The 16,749-nt window shown below is 39.2% G+C and carries 13 protein-coding genes; 5 read left to right on the top strand and 8 right to left on the bottom strand.

Annotation, left to right across the window (positions count from 1 at the left end; genetic code table 11):
• Positions 1 to 10: 10 nt before the first annotated feature.
• Positions 11 to 442, bottom strand: coding sequence for a DUF1249 family protein (locus GNP81_RS00870; protein ID WP_047863562.1), 432 nt, complete (start codon positions 440 to 442; stop codon positions 11 to 13).
• Position 443: 1 nt separating this feature from the next.
• Positions 444 to 1,082, bottom strand: coding sequence for an ADP-ribose diphosphatase (gene nudF, locus GNP81_RS00875; protein ID WP_155674276.1), 639 nt, complete (start codon positions 1,080 to 1,082; stop codon positions 444 to 446).
• A 232-nt stretch (positions 1,083 to 1,314) separates the two neighbouring features.
• Here nudF and tolC point away from each other — a divergent pair, with 232 nt between their 5' ends.
• Positions 1,315 to 2,640: an outer membrane channel protein TolC gene (gene tolC, locus GNP81_RS00880; RefSeq protein WP_012533958.1), complete on the top strand. Its 1,326-nt coding sequence runs from the start codon at positions 1,315 to 1,317 to the stop codon at positions 2,638 to 2,640.
• 93 nt (positions 2,641 to 2,733) lie between these two features.
• Here the strand turns inward: tolC and hldE are convergent, their stop codons facing one another.
• The 3 genes from hldE to GNP81_RS00895 all read right to left on the bottom strand — a co-directional run bounded on the left by hldE (position 2,734) and on the right by GNP81_RS00895 (position 8,965).
• Entirely contained in the window at positions 2,734 to 4,164 is a 1,431-nt protein-coding gene (hldE, locus tag GNP81_RS00885) for a bifunctional D-glycero-beta-D-manno-heptose-7-phosphate kinase/D-glycero-beta-D-manno-heptose 1-phosphate adenylyltransferase HldE (protein ID WP_005420990.1), read from the bottom strand.
• 135 nt (positions 4,165 to 4,299) lie between these two features.
• Complete coding sequence (gene glnE, locus GNP81_RS00890; RefSeq protein WP_155674275.1) at positions 4,300 to 7,158, bottom strand: bifunctional [glutamate--ammonia ligase]-adenylyl-L-tyrosine phosphorylase/[glutamate--ammonia-ligase] adenylyltransferase; 2,859 nt, start codon at positions 7,156 to 7,158, stop codon at positions 4,300 to 4,302.
• Positions 7,159 to 7,363: 205 nt separating this feature from the next.
• On the bottom strand, positions 7,364 to 8,965 hold the full coding sequence (locus tag GNP81_RS00895; protein ID WP_155671042.1) for a methyl-accepting chemotaxis protein: 1,602 nt from the start codon (positions 8,963 to 8,965) through the stop codon (positions 7,364 to 7,366).
• A gap of 106 nt (positions 8,966 to 9,071) precedes the next feature.
• Between GNP81_RS00895 and GNP81_RS00900 the strand changes: the two genes are divergently transcribed.
• Entirely contained in the window at positions 9,072 to 9,836 is a 765-nt protein-coding gene (locus GNP81_RS00900) for a potassium channel family protein (protein WP_155674274.1), read from the top strand.
• 79 nt (positions 9,837 to 9,915) lie between these two features.
• Here the strand turns inward: GNP81_RS00900 and GNP81_RS00905 are convergent, their stop codons facing one another.
• Positions 9,916 to 11,433 (bottom strand): CYTH and CHAD domain-containing protein, encoded by a 1,518-nt coding sequence (locus GNP81_RS00905; RefSeq protein WP_155674273.1) that lies wholly within the window; start codon positions 11,431 to 11,433, stop codon positions 9,916 to 9,918.
• A 185-nt stretch (positions 11,434 to 11,618) separates the two neighbouring features.
• Between GNP81_RS00905 and GNP81_RS00910 the strand changes: the two genes are divergently transcribed.
• The 3 genes from GNP81_RS00910 to GNP81_RS00920 all read left to right on the top strand — a co-directional run bounded on the left by GNP81_RS00910 (position 11,619) and on the right by GNP81_RS00920 (position 14,387).
• Positions 11,619 to 12,299: a TIGR00153 family protein gene (locus GNP81_RS00910; protein WP_005421000.1), complete on the top strand. Its 681-nt coding sequence runs from the start codon at positions 11,619 to 11,621 to the stop codon at positions 12,297 to 12,299.
• 27 nt (positions 12,300 to 12,326) lie between these two features.
• Positions 12,327 to 13,607 carry an inorganic phosphate transporter gene (locus tag GNP81_RS00915; protein ID WP_005421003.1) on the top strand — a complete coding sequence of 427 codons (1,281 nt, stop codon included), beginning with the start codon at positions 12,327 to 12,329 and terminating at the stop codon, positions 13,605 to 13,607.
• A gap of 168 nt (positions 13,608 to 13,775) precedes the next feature.
• On the top strand, positions 13,776 to 14,387 hold the full coding sequence (locus tag GNP81_RS00920; RefSeq protein ID WP_005421005.1) for a TIGR04211 family SH3 domain-containing protein: 612 nt from the start codon (positions 13,776 to 13,778) through the stop codon (positions 14,385 to 14,387).
• Between the two features lie 61 nt (positions 14,388 to 14,448).
• Here GNP81_RS00920 and GNP81_RS00925 read toward each other — a convergent pair whose 3' ends face one another.
• The gene (locus GNP81_RS00925; RefSeq protein ID WP_155674272.1) at positions 14,449 to 15,129 is read right to left on the bottom strand and encodes a general secretion pathway protein GspB; all 681 of its coding nucleotides are present in this window, start codon (positions 15,127 to 15,129) and stop codon (positions 14,449 to 14,451) included.
• 1 nt (position 15,130) lies between these two features.
• Positions 15,131 to 16,687, bottom strand: coding sequence for an ExeA family protein (locus tag GNP81_RS00930; protein ID WP_155674271.1), 1,557 nt, complete (start codon positions 16,685 to 16,687; stop codon positions 15,131 to 15,133).
• Between the last annotated feature and the right edge of the window lie 62 nt (positions 16,688 to 16,749).

Raw genomic sequence — 16,749 nt, forward strand, 5'->3', positions numbered from 1 at the left:
CTACAACCTTTTAATTCTTTTCTAAAAAAATGGGTTCTTGGCTTATCCCATTTTTTAAACAAAACGTCAGCCAGTCACTTAAGAACTGGTTTAATTGATGCTTTTCATCTTTCTGAAGCATCTTTCCATTTGGATAATCATATTTTGCTTTGATATAAGCAAGTTGCTGACTCGCACATACCTCTGCAACTCTCGCATCATGATAAAGTCGAACCGTTAATTTCGGAAGCGGATATATCGGTTGTTCATCAATCTGATAAACCTCAACCAAGGTGGTATATACCGTGACTTCCAAGACTTTTATCTGATACTGCTGTTGGCACACTTGATAGCTTGCTAATGCACCTATATTTTCTTTCTTTGGTAAAAGAGACACTAATTTAGCGTAATTAGTTTCATATACTCTCATCAAGCTTGCTAAATCTACATGGTATTTACGCATGTTATTGCGCATTCCACTGTGATCGCAAACGCGAAACATTTAATTCTAACCATTGAAGGGCAATAATTGAGGCTGCATTCTCAATTATGCCACGATTAACAAGAGCATACGCCTCTTCACGAGAAACAACATGTACTTGAATATCTTCATTTTCATCTTCTAAACCGTGGATACCTTCGGCTTTAGACGCATCAACACACCCAACAAAAACATCGATTCTTTCAGTACAGCCACCCGAAGATGGATAAAAATGCGATATCTTTTCTAAATGCGCAACGGAGATACCAGCTTCTTCGTTGGCTTCACGTACTGCTACTTGTTCTGCCGATTCATCTTTATCGATCATGCCTGCGACAATTTCATATTGCCAAGGCGCGTTAGATTCTAATGCCCCAACTCGGATCTGTTCAATTAATACAACCTGATCCGTTTTAGGATCATAAGGCAATAATGCAACCGCATGACCTCGCTCAAAAAGCTCTCGTTCAATGACTTCACTCCAACCGCCGCTAAACAATTGGTGACGAAAAGCAACTTTTGTCATTTTAAAGAAACCATTAAACAAAGGCTCTTTCGATATTATTTCAACATCTTTAGAATTAAACTGATTCACAGGGTCCATATTTGATGATAAAACCATCGATTCCTCTCAATTTCTCGCTCTGTTTTATCACTCATTTTTACGAGCAACAATTTATTAACTCAACTTTTTTGATAATGCTTACATTTTTTTTATAAGCTTTCCATTATATTTGTTTGAAGTAATGCTTATAAAACGTAAAAAAACGTAATCTTTAGAGCCAGAGAGTGTCTAGATAAGGTACACTCTATGAACTATATTATATAAAACAATTTTTGCAGGACAAACCACCATGAGAAAACTGCTTCCACTCTTTATTGGAATGGCACTAGGTAGTTTCAGCTCTTTAGCTGCTGCCGATGATCTAGCACAAGTCTATAACCAAGCTAAAGAAAATGACCCTCAGCTATTAAGAGCTGCTGCAACGAAAGACGCAGCGTTTGAAGCGGTAAACTCTTCGCAAAGTTCATTGTTACCTCAAATCGATTTAACAGCAGGCTACAATATTTTACGTAGTGACGAAGATCGTCGCGATAACGACCGTTTAACTGCTGGTATTAACCTTTCTCAAGAGCTATACCAACAATCTAGTTGGGTTAGCCTAGACATTGCTGAGAAAAGTGCTCGCCAAGCAGATTCAGCCTATGCTGCAGAGCAGCAAGGTGTCATTCTACGTGTTGCACAAGCTTACTTTGACGTATTACGTGCCAATGATAATCTAGAATTTGTACGCGCAGAGAAAGCAGCCGTTGCTCGTCAACTTGAACAAACCAAACAACGCTTTGATGTTGGTTTATCAGCAATTACTGACGTACATGATGCTCAAGCTCAATACGATAGCGTATTAGCAAATGAAGTATTAACAGAAAACCAATTAGTCAATAGCTACGAAGATTTACGAGTAATTACAGGCCAAGGCCATACTCACCTAAGTGTACTTGATACTAAACGCTTTTCAGCAAGCCCATCAGAGCAAACATCTGATAGCCTAATTGAAGAAGCACAAGAGAAAAACTTAAGCTTATTAGCCGCTCGTATTAGCGCTGATGTAGCAAAAGATAATATCTCTCTAGCAAGTTCAGGTCATATGCCGTCTCTAACTTTTGATGCGGGTTATAATTACACAGACCAAAGTAACTCTGGTATCTCTGCAAATGATGGAAGCTATGGCGATATCAATGCGGGTATTAACCTATATATTCCACTGTACACGGGTGGCAATACAAGCTCACTAACAAGCCAAGCTGAATTCCAATATGTAGCAGCAAGCCAAGAGCTAGAAGCAACGTACCGTGATGTAACTAAAAATGTACGTGCATTTAATAACAACATCAATGCGTCAATTGGTGCTTTAAAAGCATACGAACAGACAGTTATCTCTGCACAATCAGCATTAGAAGCAACAGAAGCTGGTTTTGATGTTGGTACTCGTACTATTGTTGATGTATTAGACTCTACTCGTCGTTTATATGATGCAAACCGTAACTTAGCAAACGCTCGTTACGATTACATTATTAGCGTACTTCAGCTAAAACAAGCGGTTGGTACACTAAGCGAACAAGATATCATGGATATCAATATGGGTTTAAAAGCGAATAAGACAACGCAAACCAAATAAGTTTATGCCCATTATGTAATTGTCACATTATGGGTACACAAACAAAAAAGCCACATTACTATAATGTGGCTTTTCTTTTATGCGTTAGGGATATTAACCGCGACCGCCTTTAATGGCTTCAATGATACCCGTTGTTGAACAGCCATCTTCAAAGTTTAATACTTTCACTTCGCCACCGGCAGCAATCACTTCAGCACCACCTGCGATATCTTCAATCGCGTAGTCACCACCTTTAACCAATAGTGATGGTAGTACTTGTGAGATTAATCGTTGCGGTGTGTCTTCAGAGAAAGGAACTACCCAATCAACCGCACCTAAACCAGCTAATACCGCCATGCGACGATCTGTTGGGTTAATTGGGCGACCAGGACCTTTTAATCGTTGTACTGACTCATTAGTGTTTACAGCAACAATCAAACGATCACCCAGTTCAGCAGCATGATTTAAATAAGAAACATGACCTGCATGTAAAATATCAAAACAACCATTTGTCATAACAACTTTCTCGCCACGAGCACGAGCTTGTTTTACTGCACTGATCAGCTGTTCTTCACCGATAATACCAAAGCCAGAATCTTGGCTACCATGAATCGCTTCTGCAAGTTCAATGGTTGATAGCGTAGAAGTACCCAATTTACCAACAACAACACCCGCAGCGGCGTTTGCTAATGCACACGCTTCATCTAACGGTTTACCTGTTGATACTGATGCAGCCAATACTGAAATAACCGTATCTCCAGCACCTGTCACATCAAACACTTCACGTGCTTGAGTCGGTAAATGCAATGGTTCCATATTACGGCGTAGTAATGTCATACCGTGTTCACTACGAGTAACAAGTAATGCTTCAAAATCAAATTCTTCGATAATCTGTTGACCTTTTGCGACTAGATCATCTTCATCTTTAACTTTGCCAACTACCGTTTCAAATTCAAGCATATTAGGCGTTAATAACGTTGCACCACGGTAACGCTCAAAATCTGCACCTTTTGGATCAATAAACACAGGTACATTGACTTTACGTGCTTCTTGAATCATCAACTGAACGTGCTCTAAAGCGCCTTTCGCATAATCAGAAAGAACAACTGCTTTTACGCTTGATAGTGCTTGTTGCATACGACTAATAATTGGTTCAGCAGCAACATCATGAAAACTATCTTCAAAATCCAAACGAATAAGTTGCTGACCGCGACTCATCACTCGTAATTTAGTAATAGTTGGAAATTCAGGAAGAGCCACAAAATCACAATGTACTTTTAATGACTCTAATGTTGTTGTTAACGCTTGTGCTGGCTCATCTTCACCAACCAATCCAACTAAGTGTGCATCACCACCTAATGCAGCAATATTCATTGCTACGTTTGCTGCACCACCTGGACGTTCTTCAATTTTTTCAACTTTAACAACAGGTACTGGTGCTTCTGGTGAAATACGACTCGTAGGGCCACCCCAGTAACGGTCAAGCATCACATCACCAACAATCAATACGCTTGATTGATCATAATTTGGAAGTGTCGGTTTCATTCTTTTCTCCGGCAATAAATAGCAAACTATCCACCATTATTGGTTCGAGCTATTTATAAAAAATCTACTGTTACAAATGGTAGCATTTACGCAAGTTCTACGCCAACTTAGTCGTTTTAAACCTAACGTTAACTATTATTTAAGCCAATGCTCCCAAGCTTTTATTACGGCGTTTCTTTCATCACTGAATTTATCGTCTTCAACGTCGGCATCAAAACCAAGTAAATTACGGTGATGTATTTCATTTCTTAATGTGCAATAAGCCTCAACGAGCTCATTTGCAGTACCATTGTCCATCACATCTTGCTGAGCAAAGCTTTCAAATATTCTAACGTTATCTGACCAATGGGTTAACTTGGGAAGTGTATGGCTGTATTTCAAAACAAGATATTGTGCCAAAAATTCAATATCTGTAATTCCCCCAGCATCTTGCTTAATCATAAAACGATGCGCTTTTTTCCCACCAAGGTGATCACGCATTTTTTCTCGCATATCAAGAACATCTTGTTTTAGCTTTTCATCTTCTCGCTCTAAGCACAAAATCTCATGCCGTGTAGTTCTAAAAGCTTGTTGTAATTGTTCATCACCATAAATCATACGAGCTCGAACTAAAGCTTGATGTTCCCATGTCCACGCATCCTCTCTTTGGTATTCATCAAACGCCTCACTCGTACTAACGAGCAGACCCGATGCGCCAGATGGACGTAAACGAGTATCCACTTCATACAAAATGCCTGATGCAGTACGAACTGAAAAAATATGAATAATGCGCTGCGCTAATCGTAAATAAAATTGGCGACCATCAATCTCTTTTTTACCATTGGTATACGTATTAACATCACAATCGTGCATGAATACGATATCGAGATCGGAGTTATAACCTAACTCCCATCCGCCTACTTTACCATAACCAATAACCGCAAAACCTTTACTATCTCTACCTTCTAAATGAGAGGGTTCACCAAATTTCTCAGTTACTTGTAACCAAGCTTGGTTTACAACCGCCTCTACTATTGCTTCTGATAGATAAGTTAAGTGATCACTCACTTTCATCAACGATAAACCACCAGCAATGTCTGATGCAGCAATCCTAAGCAAGCATATTTGCTTAAACTGGCGCAAAGCTTCCATTTGCTGTTCCATGTCATCTTCAGGAATACGAGCTAAAAACTCACGCAATTCGACTTTATATTGGCTTAATTCAATAGGATTATAGAGTTGGTTAATATCCAATAGTTCATCTAATAATATTGGATATCGCGTTAATTGCTCTGCAACCATTGGGCTTGCTGAACACAAACGAACTAAATGCTGCAGTGCACCATTATGTTCATCCAATAATTCAAGGTACGTTGTTCTAGTTGCAATGGCCTGAATCAATTTAGTTAGGCGAGGTAAAGTATCAGCTGCGTCTTCTCGCTTAATCACAATATTGAACAATTTCGGCATTAAATGCGTAATCGCATCTCGCCCTCTTGGCCCTAAGGTTTTCTTTTTAAGCTCACCTTTAAAGTCAATAATCTGATTAGTGAGTTGTACTGATTGCTCTGGATTGAGCTCTTCGAGAATGTGCTCTAATACTTCTTTGTTATGAGCCATATCCCATAACTCACGATAAGATGAATCGATACTGTTTTCTGACTCATCGTCATCATCACCAATCAGGTCATGGAATACCGCATGAATTGACGTCATGTGTTGCTGTATTTCTGTATACAAGGTTGACCAATCTTGCATTCCCATCGCAAAAGCTAAACGCATTTGATCTCTTTCATCATCAGGTAACGTCTGCGTTTGTTTGTCATTGATAGCTTGTAACAGGTTTTCTAAACGTCTTAAAAAGCAATACCCCACCATTAAGGTATCAACATCTGAAACAGAAAGTTGTCCTAATTCTTTAATCGCAGATAAGGTTTCTAGTAACCCACGACCACGCAATGATGGCTCACGTCCACCACGAATAAGTTGGAATACTTGAGCAATAAACTCAACTTCTCGAATACCACCTGCGCCTAATTTAATATTGTTACTTAATCCACGACGGCGAACTTCACTGGTGATCATGGATTTCATTCGACGTAATGCTTGAATGGCACCAAAATCAATATAGCGACGAAAAACAAAGGGACGCAGCATTTGGCGAAGTTCTTGATAATGGCTATACGTTTCTTTACCCATTACTCGCGCTTTTATCATTGCGTAACGCTCCCAGTCACGCCCTTGCTCTTGATAATAATCTTCTAACGCTGCGTAACTCATGACTAACGGTCCACTGTCTCCAAATGGACGAAGTCGTAAATCAACTCGATAACAGAAACCATCAAATGTTTTTTGATCTAACGCTTTAATCAGCTTTTGGCCTAATCGAGTAAAAAATTGTGCATTGGCAATGCTACGACGAGCGCCTTCGGTCTCCCCGTTTTCAGGATAAGTAAAAATCAAATCAATATCGGATGAGAAATTCAACTCTCCACCACCCAATTTACCCATGCCGATAATGAGCATGGGTTGATCCTCACCTTTCTCGTTCTTAGGTGTACCCCAATCAATACACGCTTGCTTATATAACCATTGATACGACTCAACAATTAGGGCTTCAGCCAGTAACGATAGGTGAGATAAGCTTTGCTTTAATGACCAATTGGAGGTGTCATTGTGAGCTAAATTAAAATCCTGCCATGCAATGTAACTCATCTCTCGACGACGAAAATAACGAAGTTCCCTCATTAAACTATTTTCATCGGTGCATTTCGTTAACTGAGTTTGTAATAACTCTCGATATTGTTCACTACGACACTCCACTTCGAATAAGTTTGGAAAATGCTGACAAAGATATTCATCTTGTTCAAACGCTTCATGAAGAAAGTCACTGCATCCCAAAGCTATCATTAATTGAGTTTTAAACGCTTCTGGCCACGATTGAATATGATCAATATATGTAAGCTCTTGAAAACGATGTTCAGCGAGAGAAAGTAGAGATGATGGCAAAGACATGATATTCCTTATCGAAAGTTCCATTCATACCAATTCGAGCAAATAAATGAATCGGTTATGTTAACAAGCAAAATAGCCATAGACTTATTTGGATTAGTAGCATAGTACACAGAGCAAATAACACTGTGCCAAATTTTAGTTTTAGCCGCAAACAAAAACGCCTACAACTGGAGTGTAGGCGTTATTAATTTTAAAGCAGGATAAGTTAGATTTTAAAAACCTTCATTTTTGACTCTAACTCTTCTGCATTTTTCTGCATTTCTTCTGAGGTTTCCGTTAATTCAGTCATCACCACAACAGAAGCATCAACCAACTCTCTAACATTAGTTAGGTTTTGATCCATTTCTTCCGCTACGCTGCTTTGTTGATCTGCAGCACTTGCGATCTGGAAGTTCATTTCATTAATCTTATTTACTTGTTCAACAATGCGATCAAGTTCAGACCCTGCATTCGTAACAAGCTCAACACCTTCCGCGGCTTCAACTACGCTTTTTTCCATCAACTCTACCGCTTGATTAGCGCTGTTTTGAAGTTGCGTGATCATATCTTGAATTTCTACTGTCGCCCCTTGAGTACTCTGCGCAAGGTTTCTTACCTCATCAGCAACGACAGCAAAACCACGACCAGCGTCACCAGCACGTGCCGCTTCAATCGCCGCGTTAAGAGCAAGTAAGTTAGTCTGTTCTGAAATACCACGAATCGTCTCAACAACAGAGCTAATAGAAACCACTCGCTCTTCTACTTGATTTACCACTTCTGCTGAGGCAGCAATATCACCTGACAATGCTTGAATCTTAACAATTGTACCTTCTACAAACTCTTGGCCAATTTTCGCTTGAGATTGAGCTTGCTCAGTTCCAATTGAAGCATTACGTGCATTCTCAGCAACATTTTGAACCGTTGAGTTCATTTCACTCATCGCTGTTGCTAACTGGTCAATTTCTGCAAACTCCTCTTGAGCCGCTTCCTTTGTACCTTCCATACTGATAGTCATGACTTCAGTTAAACCCGCGAGCTCTTGAGATGCTGACAACTGAGTCTCAACAACACTCTTTAGTTGTAACCGTGTTTTATTCAACTCTCTTGCTAAATCACCAAATTCATCTTTACAGTTCATCTCTACTGGCTCTGATAAATTTTGCTCCGCGATCTGCTTCATTGACGTATTCAAGTATTTCATTTGTCGTAGCATAATGCTTGAAGCACCAAGTAAAATAACCATGAATGACACAATCATTGCCAAAGTTTGCCAGATCACTTGAGTGAGATAATCTTGATAATATTGTTCTGCAACACTAGCTGATTGAGAAGCCACAACAACCCAGTTATGGTCTGGAACTTTCACCGCTGACTCATATCGAGTGTGATCAAGTAATGAATAGGTTTTATTAGAAGTGAGTTGCTCAAATACTTGCTGTAATGATGCCCCTTCATCTAACGTTTGAGTTAACGATGAAAGCGATGTTGCTGATTGATGTCCAAAGACTTTACCTGTGTCACGGTCAATTACATAAATGTAGTTACCGTCTTTCCAGCCCTTAGCTTGAATTGTGATGGCTTCTGCAGCTAACTCTTTTCCTTCAGCGTTATAATTTAGTAGACGATTTACAAGTTCAGCATTCGCCATTGCAGATTCTTGTGCTCGCTCTTTCTGAATAGTAATAACGGATTGATAAAATGTATTAGCATCCCATAACTGTTTCGTTACCAACAATATGGTACTAAATACCATTAACATGACCAATTTTGGTACCAATTTAATATCGGTGACTAGCCTTTCCCATGGCTTAAACGTTATTACTGACATAGTTTCTCCCGCAACCTTTCAGAATTAAATTTTTTAGTGCATGATGAAAACGCTTCATGCAGATACACATATCACTTTTGTTTTTAACGGAAATACATAAATAATTATGATGAATAATAACAAAGTTGACCTTAAACCAATGAGCTTAATGTCACTGATACTTTCCTTTTTATCGTTAATTGTGATCTCTAGCCTACTGTTTGTACCACTAGAACATAATAGTCGCACCATACTGATCGCACTTGATACTATTATCTGCGCACTCTTTTTATTTCAACTATCTCTAGACTTATTCCGTACAAAACATAAAACACAATATCTAAAAGATCATTGGATAGATTTTGTTGCTAGCATTCCGATTATTGAACCTGTTCGTTATGCTCGTATTTTTCACATTCTGCGTGTTTTCCGCTTACTACGATCTAGCCAATCATTACTAAAACAAATCCGCTCAAACCGTAAAGAAGCCACTATTGCCTCCATTTTAGTATTGATGGTCACCCTTATTTCTTTAGGTTCTGTCTTTATGCTGATGTTTGAAGGTAATAATCCTAATGCAAACATACAAACCGCAGGGGATGCTATATGGTGGGCCTTTGTGACCATTTCAACGGTTGGCTATGGCGATCATTATCCAATAACGGTGGCAGGAAAAATTTTAGCGGTAATGATTATTTTATCTGGCGTTGGTATTTTCGGTATGATCTCAGGCTTAATAACATCAATCATCACAGAGCCAGCGAAACTAGAACAGAGACGACATGAGCAACAAGAAAAGCGAGAAAGAGATGAAAAACTCAATTTACTCTTACAACAGCAAGCCGAGATTTTGAAAAAGATTGAGCTCATAGAAAATAAAAAAGAGAAGTAATTAAACCTACTTAGGCTAATTCCTTCTCTCTTGGTTACAACTGCAACTGGCTCTCAATAAATTAGAGTTATGTAAACCTCTATTGCCAATAAGGAGGATATTCAAGCCCAGCTCGACGAGTTTGCTCCATGGCGTGCAGAATTGAGCGTTCTTGACGAAGTAGCCAACGTTCAAGTTGCTCTCGCTCTTCGTTATCTTCCAAAAGCTGCACTCGCGAACGTAATGGCTCTAAACTCATCAAGTCACCAATACCTTGTAATAAATCTAACCAAGGCAGACGGAACCCTTTTCTTCGCTCTTCATCATAAATAAGAGCAAAACAAGTACCTGTCATCAAATTACGACGCAAACGCATTTTCTGTTTAAAGTAGTCCACAGGTAATAATTGGTTCTCTGTCGAGAATGCAGAATCTAACGCTTCCCACGTACGATCAAGCAATATGCCAGAGTGACTATCGATAGATTCTTGCAACACTTGACGTTTTTTATCATCAAGGAAAGGCTGCCAATCACGAGTTAATATCCAACGACTTAAATCGAGTAAAAGACCACAATAACGAGCTGACATTAATAATTTCATCATCTCATCAGTTGTAGGTAATGCTTCTGCACTCTCTTTTAAGCTGGCAACTAAAAACTTACGAGCATCCAGTTTTCTTAATACATTGCCTTTTTCTTCAATTAAATACTCAAGGTGTTCAGATTCATCCAGCCAATGCAACTCTTCTTCTAACCATTTTAACTCTTGGCGTAATAATTCACTGGCTCGTTTAGGTACCATTTCACCAAACACCAAGAAGATTTGTCGCAAGAATGCGATAGCAATGCGAATTTCTTGTAGTGCTAATTTATCCTGAGTATCGACATAAATTTGTTCATGATAATGCCAATGTGACAACGCATGCTCTAACGAATTAACAAAGCACGTTTCTACACTATCGCTTGATTCGGTTCTTACTAAGGTTAATGGTTTTACGCTATCCGTAGGCGTATCCATCGCTAAACGATACCCTTTTGCCGCTTTACTTTGGTTGCCCAACCGCATTCCACCAGAGCTACACAAATCACGCGCTAGGGTAAATAATGCATCGGTTTGACCTGATTTAAGTTCAAGTTCAACTTCGCAAATCGGAGTGGTTTTATCACCCGAAATCACCTCACCTTGGTCAAATGCCAATTCAATTTCACTGCCATCAGGCATAGCAACTAACCATTGTTGACGAACAAAATTGGTAGAAAAAAGAGGAGAAAGTTGCTGCTGAAGATCTTCTAAAGTGATGTCATCTGGCCATGCATCGGAAGGATGTAAATAAACATTTGGAATGTCAGAATCGTGATCTGCATTGTATTCTGGTCGTTGATGTAAACCAGCAACAACTCTTCCCGCAGTCTTTAATGTTTGAATGCGTTCATCATTAAATCGTCGGATTCTAAGTCCAGTATCATGCTTACGAAGATGCTGTTCAGGAGTATCAAAATAGATGTTTCCTAGGTTAAGACAGCTTTGTTCTATGACTTTCGCGCCTGAAATTTTGTCTATAATAGTGTCTACAAACTCAGGAAATACAAAAAATTTCAATTCTATTTCAGTTTCCATAATGACCTCATAACCGTTGTCTTTCCAAGGATATGGCTTAAACTGTTCGGTATCAAGCAAGAAATAATGCCCAAACCATGATCTAAAGTAGTTTTATTGAGTCTAGGATTGGGTTAACATTCGCGCCTTTATGGCCATCGTCTAACAAATCACCATTAGGTGCTTGTTTTATAGGTTAAGAAACCATGCCAGTAAATACTATTATGGGGTTATTCGCAAAGTCCCCTATGAAACCTTTGCAGCGTCACGTTGTTTGTGTCAATGAATGCTGCTCACTTCTTGTTCCGTTTTTCGAAACGTGCACAAAAGGTGATTGGGAAAAAGCGAATGAAATTCGTACGCAGATTTCTCATTTAGAGAAAGAAGCGGATGTATTAAAACGTGAAATCCGTTTGAAGCTTCCACGCGGTTTATTCATGCCAGTTGATCGTACCGATATGCTTGGTCTTTTAACTCAGCAAGATAAACTTGCTAACTTAGCTAAAGATATTGCTGGCCGCGTTGTTGGTCGCCAACTTGAAATTCCAAGCTCCATGCAGGATGCATTTTTAGCTTATGTTCAACGCTGTTTAGATGCTGCTAGTCAAGCACAAGAAGTAATCAGCGAATTGGACGAGCTATTGGAAACAGGCTTTAAAGGACGTGAAGTCACTTTGGTTGCAGAAATGATCAATAAATTAGATATCATTGAAGATGATACTGATGAATTGCAAATTAAACTGCGCCAACAACTCATGAGCATCGAACACAAGTACAATCCGATCGATGTTATGTTCCTTTATAAAATCCTTGAGTGGGTTGGTGGCATTGCCGACCAAGCACAACGTGTTGGTTCTCGTTTAGAACTAATGCTATCTCGCTCATAAGTTTGTGATTCAGTAACAGGTAATACAATGGATATTCTTGCTAACTACGGCACGACCCTTATTTTAATCGCAGCCTTCTTTGGCTTCCTTATGGCTATTGGTATTGGTGCAAATGATGTTGCCAATGCAATGGGCACATCTGTAGGGTCTAAAGCACTAACAGTAAAACAAGCAATCATCATTGCTATGATCTTCGAATTTGCAGGGGCATACCTTGCAGGTGGTGAGGTTACAGATACAATCCGCAAAGGGGTAATTGATACCTCTCTATTCGCTAGCCAACCTGAAGTTTTAGTTTACGGTATGATGTCAGCACTACTTGCTGCTGGTACTTGGCTATTACTTGCTTCTTACATGGGCTGGCCAGTATCAACAACTCACTCAATCATTGGTGCTATCATTGGTTTCGCGTGTGTTGCTGTTGGTACAGAAGCGGTTGATTGGAGCTCAGTTCAAGGTATCGTTGGTAGCTGGTTAGTTACCCCGCTTATCTCTGGTATCTTTGCTTATATGATCTTTATCAGTGCTCAACGACTGATATTCGATACAGATAAGCCACTGATGAATGCGAAACGTTTTGTTCCTGTTTACATGTTCATTACGACTATGGTTATCGCTCTTGTTACGATCAAAAAAGGTCTAAAACATGTTGGCTTACACCTAAGTAATGGTGAGGCATGGATTGCTTCTGCAGGTATCTCTGCATTAGTAATGGTTGGTGGTTACATGTATATTTCTCGTAAATTTGCAAATACTGTAAACGATGAGAAAGACAGCCGTGGTTTTACTGGCGTAGAAAGTATCTTCAGTACGCTTATGGTTATCACAGCGTGTGCGATGGCTTTCGCTCACGGTTCAAACGATGTTGCTAATGCGATTGGTCCTCTATCTGCGGTTGTTTCAACGGTTGAGCACATGGGCGAAATCACAGCGAAAAGCACCATCGCTTGGTGGATTCTTCCATTAGGTGGTATTGGTATTGTTGTTGGTCTTGCGACTTTAGGTCACAAAGTAATGGCAACAGTTGGTACTGGTATTACAGAACTGACTCCTAGCCGTGGTTTTGCTGCTCAATTAGCGACAGCATCAACGGTTGTATTAGCGTCAGGTACTGGTCTTCCAATCTCAACAACACAAACATTAGTTGGTGCGGTTCTAGGTGTAGGTTTTGCACGTGGTATTGGCGCACTAAACTTAGGTGTGGTTCGTAACATTGTTGCATCTTGGGTTGTTACCCTACCTGCAGGTGCGTTATTAGCGGTAGTTTTCTACTACGCAATGCAAGCGATCTTTGGTATCGGCGCATAAGCTTAATCAATTTTGCAACAATGGCACAAAGAGGAGAGTAATATCTCCTCTTTTCTTGCATCTGGGCCCAATTATTTTTAGTATCTATAGCTTCGTTTGAATCGATAAGATATCAGCACTTGATGATCTCAAAATGATTCAGGGTCCATTTTTCAAAGGAATATTATTGTGAAGCATTTTATTAGCCTGATTCTACTTGCTTGGGCTATTGCTGCGCCAGCACAAGCTCAAACTCGTTATATTTCTGATAACCTGTTTACTTACATGCATTCAGGTCCAAGCAACCAATACAAAATTATTGGTAGTGTTAATGCGGGTGATCGAATCACTCAATTGGCAAGTAACAGAAGTACTGGTTTTACGCAAATCGTAGATACTAAAGGTCGTAAAGGCTGGGTTGAAAGTAAGTTTGTTTCTCGTCAACCAGGTTTAGGTGAGCGTTTACCAAAGGTTGAACAAGAACTGGCTACAGTTAAAACACAACTGGCTAACGCTCGTAAAGCGGCTAACAATGAAAAAGCCGGGTTAGCTGATAGCTTGGAACAACGTAATAAACAAATTCAAGATTTAGAGCAAAGCTACAGTGATGTAAATAATCAACTAATTAGCTCTCAAACAGAAGTTCGTGAACTACGAGCTAAACTTGATACACAAAAAGAAGACCTACTACTAAAATACTTTATGTACGGTGGTGGTGTTGCTGGTATCGGTTTATTGTTTGGTTTACTACTTCCACACATGATCCCAAGTCGTAAGAAGAAACCAAACGGCTGGTCTTAATCGACAAGTTTCATATAATAAAAAAGCTCAGAATATTCTGAGCTTTTTTATTTATTACAAATTACCCTTTCCATTCATACAGTGCTGGGATTTCAATTTTCTGTCCTTTAAAATCAACGACCACATTTCTTGGGTTAATTTCTAATAAGGAAATATTTGACGTTATATGTCCGCCTATATTCACCTCTTTTCCATTTACTTTAACCCATCGACGGCTAGGCTTAGACGTGTAGTTATGCGTTTGAAAATTCATCGCAGGCAAGCGCCCGATAAATTGAGCTGCATTTTTATCTAATGCGACAACGCCAGAATAAGTATCTGACGACTCTTCAGCTTCTGACTCAACATAATCATTTTCAGGATCATTCAATATTGACTCAAATCGAGCGGCTAATTCTGGAGATAACCCAGACAGATCCAATTCATTTACATTGAAATCACCAGAATCTCCCATGCTTTTATTTTTTATAGGCGCCTTTGTTTCAGGTTCTGAAACCAAAGAAGATTCAATCGTATTGCCCCTACTTTTAACAGATGAAATCAATGCGAGCTTCGTTGCCTGAATAGGTAATTTTTGAGTATCTACCTTTGGAAATGAAAGTTCTGTATAAGTCGAAGGTGACATAATTATCTCTTGTTGCTGAGCTTGATAATAAGGCCAAGCTATATACGCACTAAGTGATATCGGAGGTAAAATAATAATTGCTCCAATGATTACGGGAGATATCGATTTGGACAACATATTAATCTTCTCCTTGTAATAACGGTGCATTTGCATTGGTAACACTATCTAACCACATCAAGGTACTAGAACCCGCAATTCCATCCTTTTTCAAACCAAAAATTTCCTGAAATTGTTTTACTTGTTGTTCCGTTTGTTCATCGAATCGATCTGACTCAACCATTGGCTGCTCTAATGCGGTTGAAAGTAAGTGATTTAAAGCAAAAATAGCTTCACCTTCGTCTCCTTTTCTCATTGCTCGTTCTGTTATTATTGGCTTTTGCCATAATTGCACGTATGCCCCATTCCAGTGGCGACTAAACCATTGGTGTGATACTTCCACACGCTTAGAAGGAAGCAACAACTCAATACCTTTAGAGCTCACACGATATACAATAGCTAACAGGCCTTCACCAGAATATTCTTGTAACCAAACAACCGCCGGACGATTCACAGCAAGCAAATCATTTAAAGATCCATTGTCATCTAAACAATATAATTGCGCACGTTTTGCATTGGTACAGTTAGCTTGGAATGAATTAACAGAGTAGCCCCATACGGAAAGTAACTGTTTAAATGCATCAGATTGATCATGAAACCCCACTAAAGGCGCTTCAACAACTGGTTCTTGTATTGGAAAATGCTTATCTAAATAACTAGGCAGCATAGAATAAATGCCAAAGCACAACAAAGCCGACACACCGATAGCGACTAACGGAATAAAGCGACGCGCTTGAGTATTTATAGATGAACGTTCAGTACTAGAAGCAACTTGCCAATCAAGAACCAACTCACTTGCTTTATTAACTGCAGCTTGATCTATTTTGGGATTCCCATTTTGATAGCTAACCCATAATGCTTTATCACATAATAAATTAACTAAACGAGGAACCCCATTTGAATGCTGAGCAATTTTTTTAATTAATGAGGGAGAGAAAAGTGTGGTATCTCCGCCAGCAACATTCAAACGATGAGTAATATAATGCTCAATTTCTTGAGGTGTTAAAGGCAGTAAATGATACCTTGCCGTAATTCGCTGCGCTAATTGTCGTAAGTTAGTTTGTTGGAGTTTTTGTTGTAACTCAGGTTGACCAATTAATAATACTTTTAATAACTTATCGCTATCAGTTTCAAAATTTGTTAATAGTCGCAATTGTTCGAGAACATCAGGGCCTAAGTGTTGAGCCTCATCGATCGCAACAATGGTCTGATAGCCTTTTTCATTTTCACTTTTTAAGTAATGAACAATGTTATCAGTCAACTGCTTTAATGAAGCAAGAGAAGAATAAGCAATTTCAAATTCATCGCAAATCGCTTCCAATAACTCTTGAGCACTAAACATAGGATTTAAAATTAAAGCCAAATTTACCTTTTCGTCTAACTGTGAAAAAAGCGCTCTTGAAACCGTTGTTTTTCCTGTGCCAACTTCCCCTGTTAATAGTGCAAAGCCACCACCCTGTCCTAAACCAGACAATAAGTAATTCAATGCTTCTTTATGACGATCGCTTAAATAAAGAAATCGCGCATTTGGTGTCATTGAAAATGGCAGCTCATCAAAGCCAAAAAAATCTTGGTACATAAGGTTAAATCTATCCTAATCGGCTCAACAAAAACAAAGCATGGGAATAAAAAGTCGAAAAA

This window comes from Aliivibrio fischeri, from assembly GCF_009727955.1.
GTDB lineage: Bacteria > Pseudomonadota > Gammaproteobacteria > Enterobacterales > Vibrionaceae > Aliivibrio > Aliivibrio fischeri_A.